Annotated in this window: 27 protein-coding genes and 1 pseudogene; 3 read left to right on the top strand and 25 right to left on the bottom strand. The window is 62.4% G+C overall.

Annotated features, from left to right (window positions below; genetic code table 11):
• Window positions 1-23: 23 nt before the first annotated feature.
• The 16 genes and pseudogenes from trbB to SAMIE_RS17415 form a co-directional block, all read right to left on the bottom strand.
• Window positions 24-1,016, bottom strand: a complete 993-nt coding sequence (trbB, locus tag SAMIE_RS17490; protein WP_035746328.1) for a P-type conjugative transfer ATPase TrbB — start codon at window positions 1,014-1,016, stop codon at window positions 24-26.
• Window positions 1,017-1,162: 146 nt separating this feature from the next.
• Complete coding sequence (locus SAMIE_RS17485; RefSeq protein ID WP_066700614.1) at window positions 1,163-1,624, bottom strand: ribbon-helix-helix domain-containing protein; 462 nt, start codon at window positions 1,622-1,624, stop codon at window positions 1,163-1,165.
• A 14-nt stretch (window positions 1,625-1,638) separates the two neighbouring features.
• Window positions 1,639-3,627, bottom strand: a complete 1,989-nt coding sequence (locus tag SAMIE_RS17480) for a conjugal transfer protein TraG (protein ID WP_015740162.1) — start codon at window positions 3,625-3,627, stop codon at window positions 1,639-1,641.
• Window positions 3,628-3,802: 175 nt separating this feature from the next.
• Complete coding sequence (locus SAMIE_RS23815; RefSeq protein ID WP_268245829.1) at window positions 3,803-5,035, bottom strand: DUF3363 domain-containing protein; 1,233 nt, start codon at window positions 5,033-5,035, stop codon at window positions 3,803-3,805.
• A gap of 1,153 nt (window positions 5,036-6,188) precedes the next feature.
• On the bottom strand, window positions 6,189-6,899 hold the full coding sequence (locus SAMIE_RS17470) for a lytic transglycosylase domain-containing protein (RefSeq protein ID WP_066700616.1): 711 nt from the start codon (window positions 6,897-6,899) through the stop codon (window positions 6,189-6,191).
• A gap of 4 nt (window positions 6,900-6,903) precedes the next feature.
• Window positions 6,904-7,239 (bottom strand): DUF736 domain-containing protein, encoded by a 336-nt coding sequence (locus SAMIE_RS17465; RefSeq protein WP_010336155.1) that lies wholly within the window; start codon window positions 7,237-7,239, stop codon window positions 6,904-6,906.
• Between the two features lie 35 nt (window positions 7,240-7,274).
• Window positions 7,275-7,820, bottom strand: a complete 546-nt coding sequence (locus tag SAMIE_RS17460) for a S26 family signal peptidase (RefSeq protein ID WP_066700617.1) — start codon at window positions 7,818-7,820, stop codon at window positions 7,275-7,277.
• Entirely contained in the window at window positions 7,817-8,335 is a 519-nt protein-coding gene (locus SAMIE_RS17455; protein WP_015740154.1) for a DUF2840 domain-containing protein, read from the bottom strand. Before SAMIE_RS17455 ends, SAMIE_RS17460 begins: the two co-directional genes overlap by 4 nt.
• The gene (locus SAMIE_RS17450; protein WP_066700618.1) at window positions 8,332-8,586 is read right to left on the bottom strand and encodes a hypothetical protein; all 255 of its coding nucleotides are present in this window, start codon (window positions 8,584-8,586) and stop codon (window positions 8,332-8,334) included. The genes SAMIE_RS17455 and SAMIE_RS17450 overlap by 4 nt, the downstream gene beginning before the upstream one ends.
• Window positions 8,583-9,236: a ParA family partition ATPase gene (parA, locus tag SAMIE_RS17445; RefSeq protein ID WP_066700619.1), complete on the bottom strand. Its 654-nt coding sequence runs from the start codon at window positions 9,234-9,236 to the stop codon at window positions 8,583-8,585. The genes SAMIE_RS17450 and parA overlap by 4 nt, the downstream gene beginning before the upstream one ends.
• A gap of 320 nt (window positions 9,237-9,556) precedes the next feature.
• Window positions 9,557-10,378: pseudogene (locus SAMIE_RS17440) on the bottom strand (replication initiator protein A); the annotation flags it as partial.
• Window positions 10,379-10,397: 19 nt separating this feature from the next.
• The gene (locus SAMIE_RS17435) at window positions 10,398-10,679 is read right to left on the bottom strand and encodes a helix-turn-helix transcriptional regulator (protein ID WP_035746363.1); all 282 of its coding nucleotides are present in this window, start codon (window positions 10,677-10,679) and stop codon (window positions 10,398-10,400) included.
• A gap of 136 nt (window positions 10,680-10,815) precedes the next feature.
• The gene (locus SAMIE_RS17430) at window positions 10,816-11,313 is read right to left on the bottom strand and encodes a DUF2285 domain-containing protein (protein ID WP_198647107.1); all 498 of its coding nucleotides are present in this window, start codon (window positions 11,311-11,313) and stop codon (window positions 10,816-10,818) included.
• Window positions 11,249-11,581 carry a transcriptional regulator domain-containing protein gene (locus SAMIE_RS24165; protein ID WP_219436409.1) on the bottom strand — a complete coding sequence of 111 codons (333 nt, stop codon included), beginning with the start codon at window positions 11,579-11,581 and terminating at the stop codon, window positions 11,249-11,251. Before SAMIE_RS24165 ends, SAMIE_RS17430 begins: the two co-directional genes overlap by 65 nt.
• Window positions 11,582-11,709: 128 nt before the next feature.
• Entirely contained in the window at window positions 11,710-11,985 is a 276-nt protein-coding gene (locus tag SAMIE_RS17420) for a DNA -binding domain-containing protein (protein WP_066700621.1), read from the bottom strand.
• Between the two features lie 60 nt (window positions 11,986-12,045).
• Complete coding sequence (locus SAMIE_RS17415; protein ID WP_035746341.1) at window positions 12,046-12,312, bottom strand: helix-turn-helix domain-containing protein; 267 nt, start codon at window positions 12,310-12,312, stop codon at window positions 12,046-12,048.
• Between the two features lie 319 nt (window positions 12,313-12,631).
• Between SAMIE_RS17415 and SAMIE_RS17410 the strand changes: the two genes are divergently transcribed.
• Complete coding sequence (locus SAMIE_RS17410; RefSeq protein WP_009450556.1) at window positions 12,632-12,952, top strand: helix-turn-helix domain-containing protein; 321 nt, start codon at window positions 12,632-12,634, stop codon at window positions 12,950-12,952.
• A complete protein-coding gene (locus SAMIE_RS17405) occupies window positions 12,891-14,171 on the top strand; it encodes a type II toxin-antitoxin system HipA family toxin (RefSeq protein WP_232037291.1) in 1,281 nt (426 codons plus the stop codon). The genes SAMIE_RS17410 and SAMIE_RS17405 overlap by 62 nt, the downstream gene beginning before the upstream one ends.
• Window positions 14,172-14,265: 94 nt before the next feature.
• Here SAMIE_RS17405 and SAMIE_RS17400 read toward each other — a convergent pair whose 3' ends face one another.
• Together SAMIE_RS17400 and SAMIE_RS17390 are read right to left on the bottom strand one after the other, a co-directional pair.
• Window positions 14,266-14,592: a DUF736 domain-containing protein gene (locus tag SAMIE_RS17400; RefSeq protein WP_009450558.1), complete on the bottom strand. Its 327-nt coding sequence runs from the start codon at window positions 14,590-14,592 to the stop codon at window positions 14,266-14,268.
• 566 nt (window positions 14,593-15,158) lie between these two features.
• Window positions 15,159-15,599, bottom strand: coding sequence for a hypothetical protein (locus SAMIE_RS17390; protein WP_015740144.1), 441 nt, complete (start codon window positions 15,597-15,599; stop codon window positions 15,159-15,161).
• Window positions 15,600-15,834: 235 nt separating this feature from the next.
• Between SAMIE_RS17390 and SAMIE_RS17385 the strand changes: the two genes are divergently transcribed.
• Window positions 15,835-16,335, top strand: a complete 501-nt coding sequence (locus SAMIE_RS17385; protein WP_015740143.1) for a hypothetical protein — start codon at window positions 15,835-15,837, stop codon at window positions 16,333-16,335.
• 32 nt (window positions 16,336-16,367) lie between these two features.
• On the opposite strand, the gene SAMIE_RS17380 is transcribed toward SAMIE_RS17385, so the two are convergent.
• The 7 genes from SAMIE_RS17380 to SAMIE_RS17350 form a co-directional block, all read right to left on the bottom strand.
• Window positions 16,368-17,294, bottom strand: coding sequence for a DUF2493 domain-containing protein (locus tag SAMIE_RS17380; protein ID WP_015740138.1), 927 nt, complete (start codon window positions 17,292-17,294; stop codon window positions 16,368-16,370).
• A 344-nt stretch (window positions 17,295-17,638) separates the two neighbouring features.
• Window positions 17,639-18,676, bottom strand: coding sequence for a DUF7146 domain-containing protein (locus SAMIE_RS17375; protein ID WP_015740137.1), 1,038 nt, complete (start codon window positions 18,674-18,676; stop codon window positions 17,639-17,641).
• Entirely contained in the window at window positions 18,676-20,541 is a 1,866-nt protein-coding gene (locus tag SAMIE_RS17370) for a strawberry notch C-terminal domain-containing protein (RefSeq protein WP_197724684.1), read from the bottom strand. Before SAMIE_RS17370 ends, SAMIE_RS17375 begins: the two co-directional genes overlap by 1 nt.
• 324 nt (window positions 20,542-20,865) lie before the next feature.
• Window positions 20,866-21,870: a tyrosine-type recombinase/integrase gene (locus tag SAMIE_RS17365; protein ID WP_066704306.1), complete on the bottom strand. Its 1,005-nt coding sequence runs from the start codon at window positions 21,868-21,870 to the stop codon at window positions 20,866-20,868.
• Complete coding sequence (locus SAMIE_RS17360; protein ID WP_066704304.1) at window positions 21,867-23,222, bottom strand: tyrosine-type recombinase/integrase; 1,356 nt, start codon at window positions 23,220-23,222, stop codon at window positions 21,867-21,869. The genes SAMIE_RS17365 and SAMIE_RS17360 overlap by 4 nt, the downstream gene beginning before the upstream one ends.
• Window positions 23,219-24,451: a site-specific integrase gene (locus SAMIE_RS17355; protein WP_066704301.1), complete on the bottom strand. Its 1,233-nt coding sequence runs from the start codon at window positions 24,449-24,451 to the stop codon at window positions 23,219-23,221. Before SAMIE_RS17355 ends, SAMIE_RS17360 begins: the two co-directional genes overlap by 4 nt.
• 90 nt (window positions 24,452-24,541) lie before the next feature.
• The gene (locus SAMIE_RS17350; protein WP_408641247.1) at window positions 24,542-26,830 is read right to left on the bottom strand and encodes a strawberry notch-like NTP hydrolase domain-containing protein; all 2,289 of its coding nucleotides are present in this window, start codon (window positions 26,828-26,830) and stop codon (window positions 24,542-24,544) included.
• Window positions 26,831-26,835 lie beyond the last annotated feature (5 nt).

Here is a 26,835-nt window from a genome sequence, read left to right as displayed (position 1 = left end):
GCAGCCGCGTGAAATCGTGCGGATCATGAAGGGTTTCCTTTCGGGGTGGTTGCCAAAGTGATGGGATGCGTGATGGCGTAATCGCCGTCCGGCCCCAGCCCATCGACGCGGGCGAGTTCGACCAGCCGGCGGGAAGAGCCGCGTCCGGCAAGAACGGCGACGAGGTCGATTGTCTCGGCAATCAGGGCGCGCGGGACGGTGATGACGGCTTCCTGGATGAGCTGTTCGAGGCGTCGCAGCGCGCCAATGCCGGAACCGGCATGGATGGTGCCGATCCCGCCCGGATGGCCGGTGCCCCAGGCTTTAAGGAGGTCGAGAGCTTCGGACCCGCGCACCTCGCCGACCGGGATGCGATCCGGGCGCAGGCGTAGCGACGAACGCACCAGATCGGAGAGCGTCGCCACGCCATCTTTGGTGCGCATCGCGACCAGATTGGGCGCGGCGCATTGCAGTTCGCGCGTGTCTTCAATGATCACGACGCGGTCCGAAGTCTTGGCGACTTCTGCCAGCAGCGCGTTGGTCAGCGTGGTTTTTCCGGTCGAGGTGCCGCCCGCGACAAGGATATTGGCGCGCGTGGCGACGTTCAGGCGCAGCACCTCGGCCTGAGCACTGGTCATGATCCCGGCGTTTACATAGTCGTCGAGCGTGAACACCGCGACGGCAGGCTTGCGGATGGCAAAGGTCGGCGCCGTGACGACAGGCGGCAGCAACCCTTCGAAGCGCTCTCCGGTCTCGGGCAGTTCAGCCGACACACGCGGATTGCGGGCATGAACCTCGGCGCCGACATGATGGGCGACCAGCCTGACGATCCGCTCGCCATCGGCAGCCGACAGCCTCTCCCCCGTATCGGCCAGCCCTTCGGAGAGCCGATCCACCCAGATGCGGCCATCGGGATTCAGCATCACCTCGACCACAGCTGGATCTTCCAGAAACCGGGCAATCGATGTACCGAGCGCGGTGCGCAGCATCCGCGCACCACGCGCAATCGTCTCGGGTTTCTGATGTGATGCGGTCATGGCGGCCCCGTTCATGGCGGGACGCGCAAAAGACGGACCCCGGATTGGGGTCGATTAAAAGAACCTGATTTAGGGCCGTTTCAACAGATGTTTACGCGTGTGCGGGCATCGGCGGCGCAGGGCGGTAAATAGGATGGATCGAAAGTTCAGAGCTGGTTTCCATCCGCTTCGGACTGGCCTTGTGACGAAAGATCGTGAAGCGAATCGATATCCCGCGACAACTCTTTCAGGAATCTGTCGCCGGAAGCCAGGCGCTTGCCCAGCGTCTGCATGAAGCCTTCGAAGCGCTCGTTGCCCTTGATGCGTGCCGACTGTTTCGCGCTATCTGACAGCGGCGGCGTCATGGTGAGCCAGAATTGTACGAACAGCGAAAGCGTCTCGCCGAGGATGGCGACATCTTCGTCCAGCATATCGAACTGGCGGCCAAGCTTATCCAGGCGTCGCGACATTGCGGCTTCCAGCCGTTGGGTCGTGTCACCGGACAGGAAGGATGCTACCGCAGCCTCGATCACTGCGGATTTTGAAACATTGCGACGCAGCGCCAGACCCTCGACCTGCTTCAGCAGATCCGGGGAGAAGTAGACATTCATGCGGGTGCGACTCGTCATGCCTGTCTTCCTTCTCAAAGCTCGATGCCGTCATTTGGGTCGAGTGACGCCTGCCGCGCGACCATGCGCATCCGCTGACGCATGGCACGGGCTTTGGCGGCATCGACGTCGGGCTCATCATCGAGAAAATCGAACTCCTGCGATGGCGGCGGTGGTGGCGGGATGATTTCCTCATGTTCGGGAAGCTCCGGCTCAAGACGGATACCGGCATTGGCAGGATCGTCGTCGGACCTGTTCGACGCGGGTCCGTGGCCGGCCGCGGCCGCAACAACACGGCTCGTCCAGTCGTCTGGTGCCGATGTTTCCATCTTCACCGACTGCTTGTGCAGATCGGGCGGCGGCAGCACCCGTTCCTGAAGCCGCGCATCGGCATAGTAGCGCGCCTTGGCGGCGCGGATGGGCGGCACACCCGCTACCATGACGATCTCGTCGGTTGGCGGAAGCTGCATGATCTCGCCCGGTGTCAGGAGCGGCCGCGCTGTTTCCTGCCGCGAAACCATGAGATGCCCGAGCCAGGGCGCGAGGCGATGGCCCGCATAGTTGGTGGAATCGCGCATTTCCGTGGCCGTGCCGAGCGCATCACTGATCCGCTTGGCGGTGCGTTCATCGTTTGCGGCAAAGGCGACACGCACATGGCAGTTGTCGAGAATGGCGTTGTTCTGTCCATAGGCCCGCTCGATCTGGTTGAGCGACTGCGCGATCAGGAACGCTTTGAGGCCGTAGCCGGCCATGAAGGCGAGCGCCGATTCAAAGAAATCAAGCCGCCCGAGCGCGGGGAACTCGTCCAGCATCAACAGGAGACGATGGCGTTTTCCGGTGGTTTCCAGTTCCTCGGTCAGCCGCCGCCCGACCTGATTGAGGATCAGACGGATCAGCGGCTTGGTCCGGTTGATGTCCGAGGGCGGTACGACGAGGTAGAGGTTGACCGGTTCTTTTGCTCCGACCAGATCAGCAATGCGCCAGTCGCAGCGGGCCGTCACGCGGGCCACGACCGGATCTCGGTAGAGACCGAGAAAGGACATCGCCGTGGACAGCACGCCGGAGCGTTCGTTCTCGGATTTGTTCAACAGCTCGCGTGCCGATGAGGCGATGACGGGATGCACACCGGCTTCGCCCAGATGCGGCGTGTCCATCATGGCGCGCAAGGTCGCCTCGACCGGACGGCGCGGATCGGACAGAAAGCTCGCGACCCCCGCCAGCGTCTTGTCCTTCTCGGCATAGAGAACATGCAGGATGGCGCCGACCAGTAGCGAATGGCTGGTCTTTTCCCAATGGTTGCGCTTGTCGAGACTGCCCTCGGGATCGACCAGAATATCCGCGATGTTCTGGACATCGCGGACTTCCCACTCCCCCTGACGGACTTCCAGCAGCGGGTTGTAAGCTGCGGAATGCACATTGGTCGGATCGAACAGCAGGACGCGGCCGTGATGGGACCGGAAGCCGGCCGTCAGATTCCAGTTCTCACCCTTGATGTCGTGCACGATGCAACTTCCCGGCCAGGTCAGCAGCGTCGGCACAACGAGACCGACGCCTTTGCCTGATCGGGTGGGCGCGAAACAAAGGACATGCTCGGGGCCGTCGTGCCGGAGATAGTCCTTGCTGTGCCTGCCAAGGACCACGCCATCGGGACCGAGCAGTCCGGCAGCATGGATTTCCTTGTCCTCGGCCCATCTGGCCGATCCGTAGGTGGCGACGTTGCGCGCCTCGCGCGCCCGGATGATCGACATGAAAAAAGCGGCGGCGATAGCGAACAACGCCCCGGACGTGGCGATGAACGCGCCTTCGGTGAAAATACCGGGCGCATAGGCGTCATAGGAAAACCACCACCAGAAGAAGGCCGGAGGATAATAGACCGGCCATCCCGCAACATCGAACCACGGATTGCCGAGCTGGGGCTGAAAGCCAAGGCGGAAGGCCACCCATTGCGTCGAAGTCCAGACCATCACCAGGACAATGGTGAATACAACAATGATCTGGCCCCAGAGTATTCGGCCACCACGCATACAGGCTCCAATCGGCAAGAGAGTCGGAGCCGATCAAAGAATAGACGTTTTCGAAAGCGGCAACAGGAAAAGCAGGGGTGCCGTGTTGCCGGATACTATCGGCGGCACATCGGACAGGCCCTTTCAGATGCCGATGTCGACAGAACAATTTGCGAGGTGCCAGATCGGCAAAGGCTCAAATCCCGAGCCCTCGTGTTCGCCCCATTTGCCACGATACCGATCCACCCTGCACGATGCCCGCAACCTCGCGGCCGAGCTGGCGGTCGATCACTGGCCGCCATGGGACAAGAGTGAACTCGTGGCTCTTTTCGACAATGGCGAACTTGCCGCTCGATAGATGTGCGATCCCGGTGAACTTGCCGCTGATATTTTCGCCATCGGCAGCCGCCCGGAACGGCAAGCCTTTGCTGCTGGCCATTTCCGCACCGACGCGGGCCACTTCCCTTTCTCGCAGATTGGCGAGCAGGTTGCGCCGATAGAGGATGCGTCCATTCTGCTGCCGCGTGGCATCGCCCTGTGCGATATGGTGTTCACGCCGCTGGTCCATAGCCTCGCGCACCTGCTGGCCGAACCCTGCCGGGGTAAGGTCCGAGGCGTCCGGTGTGACCAATCGCCGGTCCAGCCAGGTCGCGCCATCGGCGCCGATCTGTTTTTCCAGATCGAAGGTCGAGACGACACGGATGCTGGCCTGCCGGTTGCGACCGGCATCATAGGCGGTGGCGCGGCTCTCGAAGTCTTCGGGGATGCGCCACTGGTCGGCGTCGATCCGCTCGGCAATCCCGGCCCGGCGTAGCGACTCCAATCGCCGGACATGGGCATCGACATAGCCCTCATAATCGCCACCCGGCACACGTCCCTCGAACTTCGCCTGTTCGAGGTGGCGGCTCGGTCGGTAGATACCATTTTCCGAGATCGCAGCGATGGTGCGATCAGAGGGACGTTGCGCTGTATCGGCGGGACCGACTTCCACGATGCTGCCGATCCGGGCATCTTCAACGCGGGCCGGATCAATGCCGGGAAGATGGTGTGTTCGCCCGTCGATGCCGTCCACCACGAGCGTCAGGTTCTCGCCCATCTCGTCGGTGAGATATTTGTCCACGACGCGGCCGGTGATGGGCGCCGCGGGTGCGGCATCGTGAAGCTGGAAGGTCATCGGATCACGTTCCTGCCCATCGGCCTTCAGCGCCTTGTGCATGTTGCGGATGATGTCACCGCGCTCACCGAGTTCACGCAGCGCCGGTTCCATCTTCGCGCCAAGCTCCCAGACGCCGGGTGCATGTTCCCTAGCCAGCCCCATCTTTTCCAGCTTGGCGAGACGGCGCAGGCGAAGTGTGCGGTTGAACTGGCGGCGTGCATCTGCCGGTTCGTGGCGCAGATCGAGGAACCTTTCGTCGGCTTCCTCGGTCATGGCGCGGTCGATGCGCGTGAAGCGGTCCTGATCGATTTCGGCAGACAGCTTGCGGCTCTGCTCGATCTCGGTCACGGGGCCGAGTTCCAGCGTGGTCAGTTCGCTCGCCCGCTCACGAATACCATTGGCGAGATAGTCACCATTGATAACCAGGTTCTCGCCCAGATCGTCCTTCCCCCGAACAATGACATGGACATGGGGATGGCCGGTATTGTGGTGATTGACAGCCACCCAATCGAGTTTCGTGCCAAGGTCGGCCTCGATGCGGCTCATCAGATCGCGGGTGTGGTCGGTGAGATCGGAAAGATCGGCGGCATCCTCGGGCGAGACGATGAAGCGGAACTGGTGGCGATCATCCTTGCCGCGATCAAGGAAGGCATCTCCATCAGCGCGGTCCTCGGTCGCCGAATAGAGCTGGCCACGTTGGCCATCACGCGATGTTCCGTCGCGCTGGATGTAGCGCAGATGGGCAGCACCTTTGCCATTCCTCCCCGCGCTCTGAACGTATCGGGTTTTGACGACGACGCGACGCACTCCGGCTGCGCTGTGACGCCACCCGCCCGACAGGGTTCGGGCGCGGACATAGGCCGCGCCACGGCCACGCTTGACGCCCGGACCTTTGCCAGCGCGCGATGCCTTCCCGCTCTTTCCGGCCGAACCCGATGAGGACGACGAGGACGTCCGTGATGCGAATGACGATGATCTACTAGGGCTGTTGCTAAGCTGACGCGCCAGCTTCTTCGCCTGCGTCAGAAAGCTCTTGGCTTTGCCCGCTTTCGGCACGTCGAATTTGATCCGGCCCGGCCTGGGGCGAAAGCGATTCTCGTCGTCGGCGCTCATGAGCCCATTCCCTGCCGTTTAGACACGGAAACGGCAGATATTAGGCTATAGTGCCGGTCAAAACCCAACAAAGCCAAGGCTTTGCGCCATATCGCGGCACGCGAGACCCAAAAGCAGGGTGCCGTGCGCCGCGCCCCAAAACAGTGTGCAGACAAGGGCTTGCCCAGAAACTGCCCCGACAGGGTGCCGGTTTCCTTTATCTTGCCCTCCGCCTTTCCTTCCCTTTTTGCCCTTCCTGCCGGGAATGCTGCCAGGCGCACCCAAGCCTGACTGCACACCGGAAATGGACCGAACGAGCGCGTAAACGCCATGCTCATGGCTTGTCGCCATCGCTCGCAAGGGCCACGAATATGCCGCTGTCCTGCGGCTCCTGAACGGCGGGATCGCGCAGAGAAGCGGTTGCGTGGATGTCGCTCGATGGCTGATTAACCGCCGCTGAAATGCCGCCGGATTGCGCAACGAAGAGCGGGGCTTCGCGCCAATCCGGTGGCGGCGGCGGCACGATCGTCGGCACATCAGGCGCAGTCGCCCTGCCGAGAACAGGTGCGAGCGTGGCGACATAGGCGCGTGTTTCTGCGGGCAAAGTGCGACCTGTCGCCAGATGCTCGTCATAGCGACCGGGACCGGCATTGTAGGCGGCAAGCATGGCCGCGACATTGCCATAGCGGTCCCACATCTCCCGCAGATACGCCGTACCTGCGAGGATGTTGTCACGCGGATCGTAAGGATCGCGCCCGAGGCCATGGCGGCTGCGCAGGCCCGCCCAGGTATCGGGCATGACCTGCATCAGTCCCATCGCGCCCGCCGATGAAATGGCGCGCACATCGCCCGCGCTTTCCACACCCAGCACGGCCCGAATCCAGTGCTCTGGAATGCTGAAACGCTGTGACGCCTCTGCAATGAAAGCAGCATGGGGATGCGCGGTAACAGGCGCGGGTTGCGGCGTGACCTGCGCCATGGCCGGCATCGAGCCGCTGCCAGCCGACAGAAGGGCCGTGAAGATAAGAAGGGCGCGGGATCGCATGATCTCAGTCCCGATCTTCGCGGGGCCGCGGGCGGCTCCAGTGCAGCGACCATGACGAGCCTGCATCGTCGTCGCGAAACAGATTGGCGCGGATCGGCTGCGGTAAGGCGGGATCGTCGAGCAGCACCGAGAGATATTCGCCAGCCTTTTCGCCGGTGCGTTTCCATGCAGCACCGACCTCCGGCCCGTCATGTTCAATGAAATGGACGCGATAGTCCGGCGCATTCTCCGCATCGGAATGTTCGGCGGGCACGATAACGAGATCGCGCTTCATGGTGAGCGTGACGAGCTGACCGGCGAAGCCGGATGCGTCACGCGCAAATTGACCGATCTGTGGCATGGTATGTCTCCTGTGTTTGTGGATTTGGCGTGGGTTCAATGCGTGGCCGCCCGCCATTCGTAGCGGCCATCGCCTTCCTCATCGGTCCAGAGCGGGAGCGCCCGGCCGATGACGGAACTGGCGGGAACAGGTCCGAAGTAACGGCCGTCGAGGCTGTCCCGGACGTCCCAATTCATGAGGAAGAGTTCACCGTCGCCGATGATGCGGCAGCTCTGCCAGACCGGCAGATCGCGGCCCATGCGGTCGCGCTCCAGCGCGTCCCCCATTTCGACATGATCGACGGTAATGGTCGCACCGTTGCGGCAGACGCGCTGTCCCGGCAGGCCGAGGACACGCTTCAGCAGCGGCACGCCGCGTCCGATATAGCCGCGCTCGACCATGAACCGCTCCAGCGGTTCGGGCGGCATGATGACGACGAGTTCTGGAATTTCGAGCGTATCGGCGGGAGCAACCGTGTAGAAGCCGATGGGCGCGCTGGCAGTCGCGTTCCAGATCAGCCGGGTTGGCAGATCGGCAACCGCCGTGGCGACAAGCGTGCCGACGGCCAGCATGGACACGGCGAGGATATGACGGCGGCTCATGTCCAGATCCTCCGGCGGTTGAGCCACGCGGCATGGCGTTCCGGGGTGTAGGGGTTGGGTTCCTGACCGGCACTCAAGCGGTTGTGGACGTGCCGCCAATGGTCCGGCGCAACATCCGCCGGATCGATGCCAAGCGCGTCCACGGCATCAATCAGGGCCAGCACCCGCTGGACTTGTCGCCAGCCATCAATACGCAGCAGGATCTCGCAGCCAGGACGAACGAAGGGCACGGTCTGGTACGGTTCGCCGCGACCAACGGCGCGCAGGATGTCGAGCCGCGAGACGATGGTGCCGTAATCGTTGGAGGCCCAGCGGACGAAGGCAAAGATGCTTTCGGGCGCAAAACCGATCAGACTGCAGCGGCGGTCGATGATCTGCTCAAAGCTCTTGTGACCGAACCTGATCCAGCGCTCGACCTTCTTCTTCTGGAAGGTCAGTTCGACCAATGTGGTGAACGGAGCTGGTCCGCCCGGCCGCGGATGTTCATGCACTGCACACGCGGTCTTGCCGGTCATGGCTGATCTCCTTCGGTGGGTGGAAACTCGCGGACCAGCAGCTCGCGCAACATCACGGCGACCGTGACGCCGCGCCGGAAGGCAGCGACCTTGATGCGCCCGCGTAGCTCGGGCGTGATGTCGATGGTCAGGCGGGCGGTAAACGCCTCGGCAGCCATCTTTCCTGTTACCGGCGCATCGGCGGCCCTGACCCAGCTATCGGGATTGCCCGGACGCGATGCGAAGCCGGATTTGGCGGGTGGACGTGTCATCGCACAATCCTCCCGAGCCCGAGGCTATCGATCTCGGCCACCAGCGCTGTGACCTCCAGTGCAGCCCGTTCGCCGCCATCGGTCTCTGAGACCAGTCGCCCGGTTTGTGCGGCTTCAGCGAAGGCGACGCGCTGGCCAATGGTCGTGGCCAGCAAGGGTGGATCGTGGTCCGCTAGTGTTTGGGCCGTTTCGCGGGCGATGATGGTGCGCGCACCGCATCGGTTCAGCAGAAAACGGGCGGCAAGCTCGGGACGATAGATGCGTGCTTCGCTCAGAAGCGCCAGCATCTCGGCCGAGGCCCAGCCGTCGAAGGGCGATGGCTGCACCGGGATCAGCGCCAGATCGGCTGCAAGCAACGCAGAGCGCATCAGACCAGCGACACGGGGCGGACCATCAATGACGACATGATCCGCGTCACGCGCCAGTTCCGGCGCCTCCCTGTGCAGGGTATCGCGGGTAAGTCCGATGACGGTGAACAGCCTTGGCAGCCCTTCATCGCTGCGCCGCTCCGACCAGTCGAGTGCGGAGCCTTGCGGGTCGGCATCGATCAGGATGACGCGCTTGCCTTCCGCGGCCCAGGCTCCGGCGAGATGCAGCGCCAGCGTCGTCTTGCCCACGCCGCCTTTCTGATTGAGGAGCGCGACAATCATCGCCGTCCTCCCGGTTTGCCGAGAGGAAGTTCAGGCGTGCTTGTTGACGCGGGCGCTCCTTGCTTTGGGGGCGTCAGCTTGCCTTTATGGGCACCCGATCTGAGGGCCGCACCAGCCTTCGCGATGAGCTTTTCCACATCGCGCTGCCGCTCTTCAAAGTTAGATTCTGTGTTAGACTCTAAGTTAAGGGCGCGATTTTCGCTTTTGTTACCGAAGGATAGGAGGTGTTTGGGTTCCCGATAGCACGAGCCTCCGGTTCCTGATGGCACGATAGTCCGGGTTCCCGATAGCACGAGACTATCCACAGGTTTTCCACAGGCCGGGACAGGCTCGAAAGCGAGCAGCATCCGGCCGCCGGTTTCGACCTCGGCGAACAGGGTGTAGCCGGGCAGTGGCTGGCGGCGGATAATGTCGCGCAGCTCGAAGGCGAAGCGCTTGAACGGCGACAGACTGCCCGATTTCTGGTGCAGGTGACGGAAGTCGAACCGCCAACCGTTTTTCTGTCGCCCACCATGCTTGCGCACCAGGCGATAGAGCCAGCGATCCAACCCGCCGGTCAGATTGAAATAGGCCCGGTCGATGGTGAGGATCAGGGCGTCATCCAGAACCGCACTGTAGAACCAGTCGGGCACGATCATCTCGATGCCGTCCGGACGGCCATTGGCATCGGTCCGCTCGTGCCATTCGTTGATCCACGAAAAGCGATGTCGCCGTCCATTCGCGCGCTGGCGGATCGAGGTTGCAACCGTGGTCGATTGCAGCCGGTCCAGCGCCGCCTTCAGGCGCTGATAGTCCCTCAGGGAGGTTCCGCGCCCTGTGAATGTCAGGATTTCATAGGGCGTTGCCGCCATCAGGCGCGACGTGCGCAGACCGGCGTCCCGCGCTTCCACGATCTGGCTGGCCGCCCAGATCAGTATATCGGCGTCCCAGATCGTCGCCATACCGTGATCGGGAACAGCTTCGACACGGATCGAGACGTTGCCCAAGGCAAAGTCAATCGGGCGGATACGGTGCGATTTGGAAAGGGAAAAGAAAGGATAGGCCATGAGATCCTGCGCGTCTCGTGGTGCGAATTCCCCGGGAAGCGCCCGAAACAGATCGAGTTGCCCGCGTTCCGAGGCGGATGGGTGCTGCGCTGCCATCAGGGGCTGACCGCCGTGTTCAGCGCGTGATGCGCTTGGGCGAGGTGAATGCGGTCGGCGGCATAGGTTTCGCCGGGAGAACTTGTCCGCGTGGGTCCGACGTGGAGGTAACCGATCCGCGCGCAACCCAGGCTGCGAGATCCTCGACCGAATAGACAACGCGGCCGCCGAGCTTGTGATAGGCAGGTCCCGTTCCGTAGGTTCTGTGCTTTTCCAGCGTGCGCGCGGACAGACTGAGGAAATCGGCGGCTTCCTTGGTGCGCAGATAGCGTGGCGGCAAGGCGGCGAGATCAGGTCGCATGGGGTGGCCTCCGTGGTTGTGCAGGATGCCGCTGACGATCAACGGCATGACATGCGCACGGTGGCGAAGGCGCGGCGGCATGGGGGATGAGGAAGATCGAAGGGGTAGAATCCTCACCCTCGATCAGACGTCAGTGTCAGGGTTTGCGACGATGGCGCAAAAGGTCCTGATAACCGCCGTCGATCAGCGCGGCGGCAGATCGGACAAGGGCGATGACAGAGGCGCGCAAAGCCGATGTCTTCCACGGCTCAGCGCGAACGCGCGCCTCTCCGTAGATGGCGATGGCAATCTCACGATAGGTCGCGTGGTTGGCGTTTCCGTCGGCAGCTTGCATCATCAGGCGAAACCGCCGGCGCTGATACGGCGTCATCCTGGGGTCGCGGCGCGCGGGTTTCCCGGCCAGCATGTGCCAGAGCCTGAGAATGGCTTCGAGCCGATCCGGCAGATTTTCGTCAAGTGGCAGAATGATCGCCGGCTGCGAATTGGCATCGGTGTCGGCGAGGATCAGATATTGAACGCCGTCTCTGGCGTCGCAGACACCATATGTCCCCTCTGGTCCGCAGATGGCATCAGCAAGATCTACCGATAAGGCGGACGGAGAAGGCGGAAGAAAATCGGGCGCTGCCCCGAGCATCAGCATGTCCGGATTGGCAACAGGCGACCAGATGACCGGTTGGTCGAGCGCGGAAAAGCCGGGGTCTGCCGGGAAATCGCAACCCCCAGCGATGTTGGACATCATCCGCAAAGGGAAGATGCCCGGCGCCTTGCGCTACAAGATCATCGAAACTGGCCTGGTAGGAGGCGTTACGCCGCAGGCATTCCCAGGCGACACCCTCAACGGGCAGCGCATCGTAGAATTCATACTGGTTCTGGTCTCGCCAGCGGGATGTATCCGGCTTCATTGCTCCGCTCCTGGTTGAAACTGCACAGGTGGAGCGTGAAAGAATTGCGGCGCCTCTACCGAGATGGAAGCCGGGACAAAGACATGGGGTGATGCTCTGAAGGCATCACTGGTGCGACGGCGGCGAGGTCAGGTCCGATCTATCGGATTACGCAGCAGCTGACGATAGCCGCTCTGTGTCATCCAGCGCGCCCGTGCCAGATGGCTGTCATGGACCTGCCGGGCGCGTTCAGGTTCCCGAACAGGGTCAATTCCGAACAGCACATTGACGGCTTCGGTCCATTCCGCCCCATTACCGGCGGCATCGAGCAGCCGCATATAGAGCTTGATATGCGCGCGATCATATTTGGTCAGCTCGTCGCTAACAGGTGCAATATCGTCGAAGGGAGGAACCGGAGATGTCATGTCGCGGGTCGCCACAGAGCATAGGCCGCCGCAGCGGATTGATGATGTCGCCGGCGCCGGTCAGGCGTCACGGATCTGTCGGTATCTCTTCTCGTCTTGGTCATGAACCAGCAATACTCCTTGCCCGCGATCCGTGGACAGGAGAACAATCCCTGCTGCTTCAAGCGCCCGGCGCACCTGATCCCGCGTTGTCTCATACACCTCGAGCCGGTTCTCGGACTCAAGGCGTTTCAGGGCAGTCAGCGATATTCGGGCCTTGTCAGCGAGCGTCTCCTGCGTCCAACCCAGCAACGCGCGTGCGGCCCGCGACTGTCGAGCGGTGATCATGCATGATCACCTCCCATCGCGACCGGCGCGCATTCCAGAACTACGGCTATTTTAGTCGCCTTCGCCCGATACGCCATACGAAATCGTCGAATCTGGCCAGGGCGTTATCTGCACGGCTGAGCATGCAGCCCGACTGATTCGCCTGTATGCCGCAATTGCAGCACTTGTGCTGGCCGTAGCGCCGACCAGCACAAGATGATCCCCAAACGCTCCAAGAGGAATGATCGTGATATGTTTGGAGATCATTTTCTTTGCGTTCTGCGCTGGATATGATACCCATCCAGATCAGTGCAGCAAAAATGATCTGTAAAGGCGTCACATGAAGGCGGAAGAAGAAACACTGAGGCTGATCGGCGACCATTTTCGCCGCGCGCGTCTTGCAGCGGGGTTGACCCAGGAGCAAGTCGCTGATCTCGCCGGTATATCGCGGCCGCGCTACCGCGACATCGAGACGGGGGCGGCGGCTGCGCGCACCACGACATTGATCAACATTGCCAGGGCGCTTGGGCTGGAAATGATGCTGGTCCCGCAGGCGATGGTGCCCGCCATCGAGGCGCTTCTGCGCCCCGAGGCCGAGGATGATCATCCGGCCTTCAGCCCGCAACCGGAGAGCGACGATGACAGCCGTCCGTACCGCTGAGACCATCACCGCGCTGGACGTGTTCCTGAACAGTGCGAAGGTTGGCACGATCGTCAGGACGCCGGGTGATTTCAACGCCTTCAGCCTTGATCCAGCCTATCGCGCGACCGGCGGCATTCCGGTTCTGAGCCTGTCGCTGCGCGCGGCATCAGGGGGCCTGCGCAAGGATCCGCGACCTGTCGCAGGCAGCCTGCCGCCCTTCTTTGCCAACCTGCTGCCCGAAGACCGGCTGCGCGAGGCGATGGAAAAACACCATGCGGGCAATGTGCGGCCGGGGAATGATTTCGATCTCCTGGCCACCCTTGGTGCGGATTTGCCGGGGGCCGTTCGGGTGCTGCCCAGTGACGGCCAACCCGGCATCGGGGTGGCGCCACCCCAAGGACGGCCCAAGGCTCGCTTCTCGCTGGCAGGCGTGCAGATGAAGCTCTCGGTGATGAAGAACACCGGCAAAGGCGGCGGGCTGACCTTGCCGCTCGGGGATGACGAGGGCCAATATATTGCGAAATTCCCCTCGACCGCCTTTCCGGGCGTGTCCGAGAACGAGTTCGCGAACCTCGCGCTTGCCGAAGCCATCGGTATGAATGTGCCTGAGCGGGAACTGGTCAGCCGAGACCAGTTCGAGGGCATTCCCGAAGAGTTTGAAACACTTGCCGAGGGGCTGGTCCTGCTCGTGCGGCGTTTTGATCGCGGGGCAGACGGGGAGCGCATCCATATCGAGGATTTCGCGCAGGTTTTCGGCCTGTACCCGGCGCGCAAATATGATGGCGCCGCCTCCCACGACATCGCCTCTGTGCTGAATGTGGCAATCTCGCCGTTCGCCGCGCTGGAGTTTGTCCGGCGGCTGACCTTCTCGGTGGTCATGGGCAATGGCGACATGCACCTCAAGAACTGGTCACTGATCTATTCGGGCGACGGCGACACGCCCGCTCTTGCACCGATCTACGACATGCTTTCGACCATTCCCTATATTCCGGCAGATGGGCTGGCGCTGTCTCTGGGCGGCGAGCGGGCCTTCAAGGGCCTGGCCCCGGCCCGCTGGAAGACGTTTGCCAATCGGGCAAGGCTTCCCGAGCCTGCCGTGCTCAAGGCCGTTGTCGAGACGGTGAAACGCATCGATGCGAAATGGTGGACACTGCCGGAACGCGAGGTGGTCCCCCCGCCCGTGCTGGAACGGATCGACGCCCATGTGAAAACCATGATCCCGATCCTGACCGGCTGAGCAGTTCCAGCCCGGTCAGGTCACCGGGCCTGGCGGCTTTCCCGCGGGCACGGGAAAGGCCCCGACCTTGCGGTCGGAGCCTTTGTTCCGCGCCTCAGTCGCCGCGGCGACCGTTGGGGCGGGACCAGATGAGGGAGAAGGTTTCGCCGTCTTCTTCGTCGAAGAGGTTGGCGTAGATCGGAGCGTTGAAGCTTGGATCGTCCAGCTTGAGGCCCAGATAGTCGCGGCCCTCGTTGGAGCGCTTGGACCAGGCGGCGCCGATTTCAGCGCGACCGACCAGAACGCGGTGGCTGGGGGCATTCTCGCCGGTGGCGCGCAGGTCGGGGATGATGCGCACGCCCTTGGCCTGGACGCTGAGGGTGACGATTTCGCCGGTGAATTCGTTCGAGCCGGTCTTCTTGAAGGTGCCGATGGTTGCCATTTTAAGTCTCCGCTTTCCGTTTCCGAGCCCGCACCATTGCGGCCTCTATGGCGATCGACCGGCCGGAGACGAACGCTGGCGCACCCCAAAGGGGCTGGACAGCACAGGAGGAACTTTCTTGTTCCGCGCGGAATGGCGGCTTTGCCGGCAGGGGAAGAAAGTTGTGACGACGCTGTTGCGCTAAAGCGGTCGAAGCGCATCGCGCTGTTCTTCGGCCAGATCAGGCCATTGAAGAGGCCGTTTGGAGCGGTCGAGACACGGGGGTGAACGGGGACGGTGGCAACCTCGAGGCTCCATCAGGATGACCAGACCGGCGCACCGGCTTGTCTGGTCCCCCGCGTTTCAGGTCGTGCACATCCTTTTCTCCGGCCTGTGCTATCGGCATTGCCCCAACCGGTTTTCGGTCAGTCCTCGAATGCTGGCACTGACCGTCCTGCGCTCCTATGGACCGTGCCTGTGCCTCACGCTGCCCTGGGATCCACACGCTATCTACCCACCCGCCTCCTGACGAAGACGGCAGATGATCCGTATCCGCTTCTGGTCCTGCCTCTACGGGTCACTCCAGTTCAGGTGCGTGCAAGGTTCCCGTCCGCAGGGCCGGTTGCCGCCATGCCTGCAACGCGCAGGAACGCCGTCACGCCCACCGCGACCGCACCGACTACCGAAAAGATGATCTGCCACGTCTCGGACGGCATCATGTGTTTGACGATCCCGAGCGTAGCGTAAAACCCTGCCACGCCCGCCGGGGCAACGAAGGTCAAAGCGATCAGCAGCCGTGCCCAGATCGGACGAACCAGCATGAGCAGGCCCTGACCGACCGCCACTGTCAGACCCGCAGCGATAAGACCGATGAGGATGCCGCCAAGCCAGTCAGCGCCCGTGCCATAGGCCCATATGCCTGCGTTCAGGCCGATAAAGAACGGCAGGGCAAAAACGGCGAGATTGAACAGCAGCCAGCACATGGTCCCGATGGCTGCAATGGAAACAATAATTCCGAGAACGATCATGGTGGTGACTCCGTGCAAAAGGTCGGACGGCTGCGCCTTCCACCACCACCACCACCATGGCGCAATCACAGCATAGCAGCATTCCTCTCACCGCGCGAGAAGCGATGGCTTTCGAGGCCAGGCCTGTCCGAAAACTAGCAGGTTGAATGAGAAACCTTATGCGTCTGGTAGACCAGTATCGGCTCTACCTCTACGGTGGTTATATTGTTGGGTGGAAGGCTGCGGGTTAAAGTCTATGGCAGAAATCGATTGGTCAGATCGAGCATTTTACGACGATGGCGAATGGGTAAGCTGGTCAGACATCGATGAGCAGCTTCGTCACAAGGAGTGGGGAGCGAAGTATCCAAACGCCATCCGATCAATGATCCCGTATTTTGAGGACCTGATCTCACTCGCTGAGAGCTACCATCTGGAGACTGGCCTGCATTTGTCCGTGTATGGCGATATCGGCGAATTGTTCGGGGCCATCACCTACGGCATTAAGTTGAACAAGACCTACGCGCAGGGTTCGGACGGCAGGCTCGAAAACGATCATGTCGAAATCAAAACCATCACACCTTTCAAGACCAAGGACGTAGTGATGGTGGATACATCGAGGCATTTCAACAAGTTGCTCGTGGTCAAAATAAATGCAGAGTTCCAGGTCTCCGGGCGAATGGTCAGCCGCAAGCAATTGCCAAAGCGCTCAGGCCGTTACCTCCGGATTCGCTGGGAGGACCTGGCGCTCTTGCAGTAGTGCGCAATGGCGTTATGCCGAACCGGCAGCGCTCACGCGCTGCCGGTTCCGAAGCGATAGACCGGGATGCCCATCTTCCGAGCCTTATCGGCCAGGTTGTCCTGAATGCCAGTGCCGGGGAAGATGATGACCCCGATCGGCATCGTGGAGAGCATCTGGTCGTTGCGCTTGAACGGTGCTGCCTTGGCATGTTTCGCCCAGTCGGGTTTGAACGCGACCTGTGCGACCTTGCGGCTATTGGCCCAGGTTGCCGCGATACGTTCCGCGCCCTTGGGCGATCCACCGTGCATCAGCACCATGTCCGGGTGCTTGGCGTGAATCTGATCGAGCTTGGCCCAGATCGTCCGGTGATCGGTGGTGTCACCGCCCGAGAAGGCGATCTTCGGTCCGGCGGGCAGCAGCACCTCGTTGTCGGCCCGGCGTTTTGCGGCGATGAAGTCGCGGCTGTCGATCATGGCCGAGGTCATCTGGCGATGGTTGACCCGTGAGCCGGAGCGTTGCGACCAGGGCGTACCGGTGGTGCGCAGATAGATGTCGGCGGCGGCATCGCGGAAGGTTTCCATGCTGTCGCGGCGCTCGATCAGACTTTGGCCCGCGCCGATCAGGGTTTCGAGCTGGACGGATTTGACCTCGCTGCCATCCTGTTCGCGCTGAAGGCGCTTCTGTGCCTGCTCGTTATCGTCGAGTTTGGTCTCGATCCGCTCGACGGCGCGGTGGAAGGTGTTGACGGTGGACCAGAGGATCTCGTCGAGGTCGAAATCGAGGCTGGTGTCGGCCATGGTGGAAATTAGGGCGTCGAAGATCTCGGAGACTGCGCCTTGGATAACGTGATCTTCGGGTGTGATCCGGGGATCGGCCTCATCTTCGGAGGGACGGTAGCCGTAGAGTTCGAGTTCTTCGATGGCATGGCCGGTCGGGGACGTGCTGTGATCGGGTTCGAAATCGTCGTGCGCGTACATGGGATGCTTCCGTCAGTTGGACCGCGGCCGTCGCGGCCTTCATGGCGACGAAAGCCCACGGGCGCTCCGGCCTGGCAGTCCGAGCCTCTGGCGAGGGCCTTGATGGCAAAGCCCGGCTGATTTGTTTCGCGCTGTAAAGGCGGGGGAGACGGGGTCCCCACGCGACCTGTCGCGTGGGGTGGCGGGCCGCCGACGGAAATCAGTCGGGCGCCGCCATTGCCTGACCGGAGCGTTTGTGGGCCGATCGCCCTCTCGGAAGGCCAAGGCGCGGTCCTCTGCTGATGACAGGATGCAGCCTATGCGCATGACAGGATCGGTACGCCCCGATCACGGTCTCGTGCCGGCTATTCTATTGAAGCCATGAAGCGGCTGACGTCCTCGGGAGCGATTTGCACCCGGATCTCTGCCCGAACGGCATCCAGCCCGTGAGTTGTGAGATCTTCGTTGAAGTCCCCCATCATGGGCGAGAGCGTGATGGTCTCGATCCCGACCTCGTGCGCCCGGTCCACCAGGCTATCGCGGGCGCTGTCACCTGCCGGATCGTTGTCGCGGACGATATAGAGCCTGCGCAGTTGCTGCGGGAACAGGATGGCAGCGAGATGCCCGGCCGAGAGTGCGGAAACCATTGGCATGGTGGGCAGAGCCTGACGCAACGACAGGATGGTTTCGATACCTTCCCCCGCTGCCATGACATCCTGCGCATCCCCGTAACGAACTGCATGTCCGAGCAGGTCGCCCATTGCCTTCCTCGGTGGATCGACGGGTGCCTTGCCGGAACCGTCAGGGGCCAGCCATGTGCGGTGTGCGCCGGTAATCCTGCCATCGAGGTCGGTGACGGCGGCGATCATGGCGGGCCAGGCTTGCGTCGGGCCATCGTCCTCGGGCCGCCAGTAGCAGTTGGGATGAAAGCGCAGATTTGCGGTCTGGCGTAAATCCGTAATGCCGCGTCCGCGTAAATACGCTTCTGCGGTGCTGCCGATCAGCGGCTGTGTCATGCGCCAGAGTCGGCGTGCGGCCTCCGATGATCCCGATGGTGCTGGCGGACGGGACTGACGGGGTGGCGGCTGTGGTTCAGGATGCGGCAGGCTGAGGAAGCGCCGGGCCTCTTCGGCAACGTCGGCGAAGTCGATCAGACCGAGCGAATCCCGGATGACATCGAGCAGATCGCCATATTCACCCGTGGCCGAGTCCTGCCATTTACCGGCAATGCCTTTCACGCTGTCGTGCAGCCGGACGAACATGGAGCGGCCAGCCGTGTTTCGGACATCGCCAACCTGCCAGTAATTGCCCTGTTTGCGACCATTCGACAGATAGTGACGGCACACCGCCTCGGCCTGTCGGCCGAGGCGGTGTGCCAGTTCGGAAGCGTTGAGACGCGCCATTATGCGGCCTCCCGCTCACCGATGCGCTCAACCGGGAAGCGGTCAAGCAGTTTACCGGTGATCTCCGGTCCCGTTGCATCGACAGGCACGAAGAAGCGCAGTTTCCACGAGATGATCTCGCTGAAGAGGCCATAGGCCCGCAACCGGTCGCGCATCGCGTCAGTAAAGCCGGTCAGTTCGATCCGGTTGGCGCCCATGACCCGGACGCGGCGCAGTTGCAGCCCCTCGGCGAGATCAAGGATCGTGCGACCTTCGATCAGCGCGGCATAGGCGGCATCGGGTGTCAGGCTGCTGGTAACGCCACTGGTCGAGGCATTGGCAGCCCATGCCGGCGATACCCGGCGACCGATGATGCGTTCGCCCTCGTCGGTCTGCAGCCGATAGACGCGGGAGGAGTCCTGCGGCAGCCGTTTCCAGATCGGCAGAAGCAGCCCAGTCACCATATGCAGAATGCTGTCGGTAAACTCCGGCACCTCGGCCAGTTCTGCCTTCCAGGCCACGGTGAAGTCGGCACGGTCGGCCTCGATCCAGTGGGTCTCGCCCATCGCCCGAACCGGAATGTTCATCGCCTCCATGGGCCGGATCAGCCGCACGCGCCGTTCGATCTCGCCATCATCCAGCATGACGCTGGTGGTCGGGATCTGCACGGCGGCACGACCGGATCGCTCGTTGATGAGCAGTTTGGCACGCGGATCATCCAGTTCAGCGACGGCCGCATCGAGCGTGACCGGCTGATTGCGTTTGCGCTCGGTGAGCGTCAGGAGCCGGGTTTCCGCGCCGGTGCCCGGATGGGTGTGGATCACTTGCCGGTCGGTGACGATGAAACTTTCGGCCTTCAGCGTTTCCAGCCCCATATCATAGGTGCCGGATGCAATCGCCCCGTCGATACGCGCCTGCAGAAGCTGCTCGAAGGCGGCGAACAGGATGCCCTGCAATTCGATGGTCAATGCTAGCAGGCGGTTGAGGAAGGTGGTGATCGGCGGCAGTTCGTCCTTCACACCATTGCTGTCCATCAGCTTCAGGCCGGTTGCGGATTCAAACCGTTCGAGCGAGCATCCCTCGACCTTGCCGCGCACAATCAGCAGATAGAGCTGGCGCAACGCATCGCGAGCATAGGCGGATTCCAGATTATCTTCGGGACGGAACAGCCCCTGACCGCCGGTCTGGCGCTGGCCGCGTGTGATCGCGCCCAGCGTGTCGAGGCGGCGGGCGATGGTCGAGAGAAAGCGCTTCTCGGCTTTGACATCCGTGGCGATGGGTCTGAACAGCGGCGGCTGCGCCTGATTGGTGCGATTGGTGCGGCCCAGCCCCTGAATGGCGGCATCGGCCTTCCAGCCAGGTTCCAGCAGGTAATGCACGCGCAGCCGCTGGTTTTTCGCAGAGAGTTCGGCGTGATAGCTGCGCCCCGTGCCACCGGCATCAGAGAAGACCAGAACGCGCTTCTGGTCATCCATGAAGGCCGAGGTCTCGGCAAGGTTGGCAGAAGGCGCACGGTTCTCGACCGCAAGACGTGCCGATACCCCGTCACCCTTGCGCACGATCCGGCGTGAGCGGCCTGTGACCTCGGCCACCATATCCGTGCCGAAGCGCTGCACGATCTGGTCGAGCGCTCCGGGGACAGGCGGAAGCGAACCCAGCTGCTCCAGCATCTCGTCGCGCCGCGCCACGGCTTCGCGGCATTCCACCGGCTGACCATCGCGGAAGACGGGGCGTGACGACAGGTTGCCCTCGCCATCGGTGAAGGGTTCATAGAGCTGCACCGGGAAGGAATGCTGCAAATACGAGCCGACATACTCCCTCGGCGTGACATCGACGGAAATATCGTTCCATTCCTCGGTCGGGATCTCGGACAGCCGCCGTTCCATCAGGGCTTCGCCAGTCGAGACGATCTGGATGACGGCGGCATGGCCCGCTTCCAGATCGGCCTCGATGGACCGGATCAGGGTCGGGGTTTTCATGGAGGTCAGCAGATGGCCAAAGAAGCGCTGCTTGGTGCTTTCAAAGGCCGAACGGGCGGCGGATTTGGCCTGCCGGTTCAGCGTCCCATCGCTGCCGGTGATGTTGGCGGCTTCCATCGCCGCGTCCAGGTTTCCATGAATGACAGCTTATCGCGAGGTCGCGATAATGCGCAGGAGCGCGGCGCGGCCCCGCAAAGCGGCGGCACACTTCGCCACGTCCTTCGCATTATTTCACAGGGTGTCGAGCCATTCCATCAGGCTGGCATCGCGTTTCCACGATGGTGGGACGTTGCTCGCCGCCGGCGCGCCTACCTGTTCAAGCGCCTTTCGTTTGGTCTCCAGATTGGCCTGTGCGTAGTGGTTGGTCGTATCGAGGCTGACGTGTCCAAGCCAACTGCGGATGACGGTGATGTCGACCCCGGCAGCGACAAGGTGAACGGCGGTGGCATGCCGGAAGCTGTGCGGCGTCACATGTTTGGACCGAAGCGTCGGCATGGATTTGGCGGCTTCCTCAACATAGGCGGCCAACTTGAACCGCACCCCGGAGGCGCCCAGGGGCTCACCGTATCGATTCACGAAGATTCGCTCTTCTGCCCCACGTGGTTGGCGTTCCAACAACTTCCGGAGCAACGTCACTGTTTCTGGCCAGAGCGGACAGATGCGTTCCTTGCGCCCCTTGCCGTAAAGACGCACGAAGTTCGGTGCGTCGAACCGGATCGCGTCGGTACAGAGGTCGAGAGCTTCCTGGATGCGCGCGCCGCTGTTGTAGAGGAACGAGAGCAACACATGGTCGCGCATCCCCTCGATTGTCGATCGGTCGGGCTGAGCAAGGATCGCCTCGACCTCCCCCGTCTCGAGATAGCAGGGTGCAGCGGTGGGCTCCCGCTTCAGCGGGACGGTCAGGACCTCGGCGCATTGCGCAATGTATTCGGGATCCTTGTCCGCCACGTAGCTGAAGAAGCTGCGGATCGCTGCGAGCCGGCAGTTTCGCGTGCCGATTGTGCTTTTGCGCCCATGCTCGGTATGATGGAGGAACGCGCGCACCTCGCCGGCCGAGACATCGGCCAGCGTGATCCGCGCAACCCCGCCGCCTTTTCGCTCCGCGATAAACCGAAGCAACAATCGCCAGGTGTCGCGGTAAGACCGGATCGTATGAACCGAAGCACTGCGTTGCTCGGCCAACCATTCCTGGAAGAACGCCCGCAACAACGCGGGGAACGGATTGCTCTTCGTCATGGCCGCGCCTCCATTGTGAGGCATCGGACGCCAACGGTACGGAACCGCTCGCTTGCCTCATGCAGCAGGTCCTGCGTGACAGTGATGTAGACCAGCGTGGAGTTGATGTCCCGGTGCCCCATATAGGTGGAGAGAAAGCGCAGTTTGTCCTGCGGATTGACGCCGGATCGATACCATTGAAGGATTCGGTTCACGACCATCGAGTGGCGCAGGTCATGAACGCGTGGTCCCGCCCGCCCCGTCGGGGGCTTGAACCCGGCGCGGCGCATGACGTTGGTAATCATCGTTGAGACCGTCACGGGGGTATAGCGATCATTGAAGTGCTCGTGCCAGAAGAGCCCGGACCGCGGATCCTGCGGGGCGCCGGCGCGCCGCCTTGCATCGATATAGGCCCGTAATTCGGCCATGACGCTGCCGGTTAGCGGCAAGATCCTGGTCTTGTAGAACTTCGTTTCCCGGATCGTGATCGTGTCCGATTGAAGGTCCACGTCACCCAGATCAAGCCCGGCGAGTTCACTACGGCGCAGTCCGGCACAATAGGCCAGAACCACCATCGTGTAGAGGACCATAGGCCGCAGCGGAGCATCCGGCGACGGATACGAGCGGGCAACATCGAGCAACCGCCGGACGTCGGCCGGACTGAAGATATGCGGCCGTCGATGCTCGCGCGCCACTTCCCGCTCTGGCCGGGCGTTGAAGCGTTTTGGCGGGATTCTGGGATCAAGGCGATACCGCGCCTTGGTCAGGATGCGCCCCAGCTTCTGACATTCAGCCGCGTGATTGCGGGTCGGCTTGGCAGTTGCCCAGCGCGCCAGCATTGTCTCAAGCGATGCCCCGGCAAGTTCGGGGTTCGCCTGGAGGAACCGATCGAACCGCAATAGCCAGTGAGCCTGGGTCTCATACTGATAGCCCCGGCTGCGCATCAACGCGACATGCTCGCGCATGAAGTCCCCCAGCACGCTGCCGTAGGGCGCGGGCCGTCGCAATGCGGCCAGGGCTTCGTCGGGATTGGGGGAAGCGAGAGCCCGCCAGATCGGCTTGTTTTGTTTGGCGTTGTACTGACGACGAAGCACAGCAACGGGATTCTCGGCGATCAGCCCGATTTCGACGAGGTGTTCGAGGAAGCGATCGACAATGCAGACCTGGTTGAGCAGCGTCGGCATTCGCCAACGTTTTTCCATTTCCTTCAGCCAGACGTCGAGCATCTGCCGGTCAACCGCGGGATGACGTCGGGCTACATCCTCGAAGCTGCGAAGGAACCAGCGATAAGTCGGTCTGCTTCCCGGCCGGAACTGCGATTTTTCCAGGAAGGCGTCAACAACGGTGCAATCGGGATCGTGCCAGGCGCTCATGACAGCATCTCCGAGCCGGGTACCTCGAGCGCCACGGCTCGGAGATCATCTGTCGCCAGCTTGAGATAGGCATTGGTGGATTCGATTGATCGATGCCCGAGCACGTCGCCGATGATCTTTTGCGGGACCGACGCCCGCAGTAGTTCGACCGCTCGCGCGTGGCGGAAGACATGCGCTCCTCGCTTTCCCGGCGGCTCGACGCCTGCGGCTGCTAACCGCCCGCGGATCATGCCGTACAGGTTTGTCATTGCGATGTAGGGCGCGCAGGATCGGATGAAGATTTCCCGCCCCTCGACCTGGGGGCGCCCATGACGCAGATAGTCGAGCAGCGCCTCACCAACCGGCGCCAATAGCGGCATGTAGGAGTACGCATTGGTCTTGGTGTGACGGATACGCAGGGATTCTCCGCGCCAGTTCACGTCTTCAAGCCGAAGGCGGCATATCTCACCTTCGCGCAACCCATATGTGGCAAGCAGTTGAAGTACCGCAAAATCGCGCATTCCTCGCGGCGATCCGTCCTTCTTCGTCGTCGCCAACACCGCGGCGATTTGGCTCTTGTCCAACGTCGAGGGCACATCTTCATAGGCGTAAAGCATGGGGCCGATGATGTGCGGCGTGAGATCAGTCGGGATGCGTCCCGTCCGATGCAGATAGCGCACCACCGACCGGAGCCGCTCAGCGACATCGGCCAATGATTTGCGCCTTAATCCAGGCGCGCGCATGTCCATGTAGAGATCGACTTCCACGATGCTCAACGTGTCGAGGCTGGCAGCACCGCTCCGTTCGAACTGCCATCGCAGGAAGTTCCGTGCCTCCCACATAAGCGCCGCGATGGTAGCGCTTGCCAGACCGCGCTCGTCGCGCAGCCATGCCTCGTATTCGCAGCAGATCGCCTGCCGGTACACAGTTTCCGGTTCGATTATCTCCGGCTCGGGCGGCCATTTGCCTTGAGCAAGCCGGAGGAGCTTGTTGATTGACGTGCGGGGCAACATGTGCCACCGCGGACAGGGAACTCGGCCATACTGGGCCTGAAAATCCTGGATTGCATAGCAAAAATACTGGTCGACCTGCTGAGGCGTCACAGTCTCGACCTGCATGTCGCACTCGGCCAGATAATCGAGAAATGCGCGCGCGTAGAGTCGATGGTTCGCCACAACCACCGGGTTATAATTCTGCGCCGTGAGCAAATTCGAGAGTTCGGCGATCAATTCGTCGTGCGTCTGCAACATGATTGTTTCCTCAGCTGGTCCAGAGACCACCGAGGTTCGCAATCAAAATAATGTGCAGCAAGATCGCACGACAGTGCAGGAATTCAGCGACTATGCCGCGCTCCTGCGCATTATCGCTACCTCGCGATAAGCGATCTTATGCGCAGCTGCGCATAAGATCGCGAAGGCGGCAGCATATGAGTCGTAAATGTGCCGCTGTTCGTCCGTGAGCTGATGCTCGATCAGTTCATATTCGACGCCATCATAGGAGAGTGAGCGGGCGGTATAGAGGCCGAGAGATCGCAGGTCGCGGGCCAGGACCTCCATGGCCGCAACGCCACCGGATTCGATCGCCTCGACGAACTCGGCGCGGGTCTGGAACGGAAAGTCCTCACCGCCCCAGAGGCCGAGGCGCTGAGCATAGGCGAGATTATGGACGGTGGTGGCGCCAGTCGCCGAGACATAGACGACGCGGGCGTCGGGCAGCGCGTGCTGAAGCCGCAGGCCCGCACGTCCCTGCTGCGAGGCGGCGACATCACCGCGTTCACCTTTTCCGCCACCGGCATTCTGCATGGAATGGCTCTCGTCGAAGATAATGGCTCCATCGAAATCGGACCCCAACCATTCGACGATCTGCTTGACGCGGGAAACCTTCTCGCCCCGGTCGTCGGAGCGTAGCGTGGCATAGGTGGTAAAAAGGATGCCTTCCGACAGCGTGATCGGCTTGCCCTGCGGGAAGCGTGACAGAGGCGTGACCAGCAGCCGTTCCATGCCGAGCGCCGACCAGTCGCGTTGCGCGTCCTCGATCAGCTTGTCGGATTTGGAGATCCAGATCGCCTTGCGCCGACCGCGAAGCCAGTTGTCGAGAATGATGGCGGCGGACTGGCGACCCTTGCCAGCGCCGGTTCCATCCCCGAGCATGAAGCCCCGGCGAAAGCGGATCGATCCGGCAGCATCCTCGGGCGCGGCACTCACATTGTCGAAATGCTCGTCCACGGTCCAGGCGCCGGCGAGATGATCGGCGTGGGCTTCACCTGCATAGATCACCGTTTCAAGCTGGGCGTCCGACAGACGCGCGCAGATGTCGGGCGGCAGCATGGGCCGGTAGGACGGCTTGGGCGGTGCGACCGAGGCCATGGCGGCGGATTGCACCAGCTTGGTCGGATGCGGCTGTGCACCAGCGATACGCAGCGATTGCAGCGCATATTCCTCATAGATCGCGTCGGACAGGCGAGCGCCTTCCGGTGGCGTCCAGTCCACGGTCTCATAGGCGAGTTCGACGCCATCAGGATCATTGGCCGAAGCAGCGACAGATCGCGTAACCGCCGAGCGTGCGAGATAGCCCCGCACGGTCTTCGGCGCGGTGGCCGAAGCGGAAACCACGATCTTCGGCAATGACACTGGCAGGCGCGGCGGAACCTGTTCCTCGATCCATCTGATCAGCGTGGCAACATCAGGCGCGATCCCCGGCGAAGCCGGCAAACTGGCGGGATCGTCGGCGGGCAGTTTGTCGATCACGGTCAGCCGCGTGTCGATCGTGGTGCCGTGCTTTGCATAGACCGCGCCATCGACGGCAGCGCTGAACACCACGCGGCCACGGGCCTGCAAGCGGATGAAGGCGTCCCGCCATGCCGGAGCTTCGGGGCCAAAGCCAGCGCCGGTGATCGTCACCAACCGCCCGCCGGGAGCAAGACGGGCCAGTGCCGCGGCAACATGGCGATAGGCCGCATCCGCGACACGCCCGCTGACATTGGCCATGACCGAGAATGGCGGGTTCATCAGCACCACGGACGGGACAGCATCCGGAGCCAGATGATCATCGATCTGGGCGGCGTCGAAGCGGGTGACGGCAAAAGCCGGAAAGATCTGGGCAAGCAGATCGGCGCGGGTCTCGGCCAGTTCGTTGAGGATCAGCGAGCCACCGATGGTCTGCGCCAGGATCGCCAGAAGGCCGGTGCCCGCCGATGGTTCCAGCACCCTGTCATCGGGCGTAATCGCGGCAGCCGTCAGAGCGGTAAGGCCGAGCGGGATCGGCGTCGAAAATTGCTGGAGGTTTTGGCTTTCCTCGGAACGCCGGGTCTGCGTGGGCAACAGCGCCGCGATCTTTGCCAGCACGGAAATGCGTGCCGCCGGAGACGCGGCTTTACGGAAAAGCGCCTTTCCGTATTTGCGTAAGAAAAGGACGGTAGCGACTTCGCACGCCTCATAGGCCAGCTTCCAGTCCCAGACGCCAGTAGCGTCGGACGCGCCGAAGGCCGTTTCCATAGCACGGCGCAAGGTGGCGGCATCGATGCGTTCACCGCGTTCGAGAGACGGAAGCAAAAGATTAGCCGCAGCCAGAATCGCGGGCGCAGCCGCCAGTGGTGTGACCGGATCGGCCACGGGAAACACCATGTTCATGTCGG

The sequence above is a fragment of the Sphingobium amiense genome, assembly GCF_003967075.1.
GTDB classification, from domain to species: Bacteria; Pseudomonadota; Alphaproteobacteria; order Sphingomonadales; family Sphingomonadaceae; genus Sphingobium; species Sphingobium amiense.
Note: the sequence above shows the minus strand (reverse complement) of the source record. Positions and strands in the feature narration are given on the sequence as shown.

Bases quoted from the DNA above. Each gene is read 5' to 3' on its own strand.
- SAMIE_RS17365 (WP_066704306.1), bottom strand. From the start codon at position 21,870: ATGACGAAGAGCAATCCGTTCCCCGCGTTGTTGCGGGCGTTCTTCCAG.
- SAMIE_RS17380 (WP_015740138.1), bottom strand. From the start codon at position 17,294: ATGTACGCGCACGACGATTTCGAACCCGATCACAGCACGTCCCCGACC.
- SAMIE_RS17360 (WP_066704304.1), bottom strand. From the start codon at position 23,222: ATGAGCGCCTGGCACGATCCCGATTGCACCGTTGTTGACGCCTTCCTG.
- SAMIE_RS17450 (WP_066700618.1), bottom strand. From the start codon at position 8,586: ATGACACGTCCACCCGCCAAATCCGGCTTCGCATCGCGTCCGGGCAAT.
- SAMIE_RS17455 (WP_015740154.1), bottom strand. From the start codon at position 8,335: ATGACCGGCAAGACCGCGTGTGCAGTGCATGAACATCCGCGGCCGGGC.
- SAMIE_RS17460 (WP_066700617.1), bottom strand. From the start codon at position 7,820: ATGAGCCGCCGTCATATCCTCGCCGTGTCCATGCTGGCCGTCGGCACG.
- trbB (WP_035746328.1), bottom strand. From the start codon at position 1,016: ATGACCGCATCACATCAGAAACCCGAGACGATTGCGCGTGGTGCGCGG.
- SAMIE_RS17375 (WP_015740137.1), bottom strand. From the start codon at position 18,676: ATGGCGCGTCTCAACGCTTCCGAACTGGCACACCGCCTCGGCCGACAG.
- SAMIE_RS17410 (WP_009450556.1), top strand. From the start codon at position 12,632: ATGAAGGCGGAAGAAGAAACACTGAGGCTGATCGGCGACCATTTTCGC.
- SAMIE_RS17355 (WP_066704301.1), bottom strand. From the start codon at position 24,451: ATGTTGCAGACGCACGACGAATTGATCGCCGAACTCTCGAATTTGCTC.
- SAMIE_RS17405 (WP_232037291.1), top strand. From the start codon at position 12,891: ATGATCATCCGGCCTTCAGCCCGCAACCGGAGAGCGACGATGACAGCC.
- SAMIE_RS17420 (WP_066700621.1), bottom strand. From the start codon at position 11,985: ATGACATCTCCGGTTCCTCCCTTCGACGATATTGCACCTGTTAGCGAC.
- SAMIE_RS17485 (WP_066700614.1), bottom strand. From the start codon at position 1,624: ATGACGAGTCGCACCCGCATGAATGTCTACTTCTCCCCGGATCTGCTG.
- SAMIE_RS24165 (WP_219436409.1), bottom strand. From the start codon at position 11,581: ATGAAGCCGGATACATCCCGCTGGCGAGACCAGAACCAGTATGAATTC.
- SAMIE_RS17430 (WP_198647107.1), bottom strand. From the start codon at position 11,313: ATGCTCGGGGCAGCGCCCGATTTTCTTCCGCCTTCTCCGTCCGCCTTA.
- SAMIE_RS17390 (WP_015740144.1), bottom strand. From the start codon at position 15,599: ATGATCGTTCTCGGAATTATTGTTTCCATTGCAGCCATCGGGACCATG.
- parA (WP_066700619.1), bottom strand. From the start codon at position 9,236: ATGATTGTCGCGCTCCTCAATCAGAAAGGCGGCGTGGGCAAGACGACG.
- SAMIE_RS17350 (WP_408641247.1), bottom strand. From the start codon at position 26,830: ATGAACATGGTGTTTCCCGTGGCCGATCCGGTCACACCACTGGCGGCT.
- SAMIE_RS17435 (WP_035746363.1), bottom strand. From the start codon at position 10,679: ATGCGACCTGATCTCGCCGCCTTGCCGCCACGCTATCTGCGCACCAAG.
- SAMIE_RS17385 (WP_015740143.1), top strand. From the start codon at position 15,835: ATGGCAGAAATCGATTGGTCAGATCGAGCATTTTACGACGATGGCGAA.
- SAMIE_RS17480 (WP_015740162.1), bottom strand. From the start codon at position 3,627: ATGCGTGGTGGCCGAATACTCTGGGGCCAGATCATTGTTGTATTCACC.
- SAMIE_RS17470 (WP_066700616.1), bottom strand. From the start codon at position 6,899: ATGCGATCCCGCGCCCTTCTTATCTTCACGGCCCTTCTGTCGGCTGGC.
- SAMIE_RS23815 (WP_268245829.1), bottom strand. From the start codon at position 5,035: ATGACCGAGGAAGCCGACGAAAGGTTCCTCGATCTGCGCCACGAACCG.
- SAMIE_RS17370 (WP_197724684.1), bottom strand. From the start codon at position 20,541: ATGGAACGGCGGCTGTCCGAGATCCCGACCGAGGAATGGAACGATATT.
- SAMIE_RS17400 (WP_009450558.1), bottom strand. From the start codon at position 14,592: ATGGCAACCATCGGCACCTTCAAGAAGACCGGCTCGAACGAATTCACC.
- SAMIE_RS17465 (WP_010336155.1), bottom strand. From the start codon at position 7,239: ATGCCACAGATCGGTCAATTTGCGCGTGACGCATCCGGCTTCGCCGGT.
- SAMIE_RS17415 (WP_035746341.1), bottom strand. From the start codon at position 12,312: ATGATCACCGCTCGACAGTCGCGGGCCGCACGCGCGTTGCTGGGTTGG.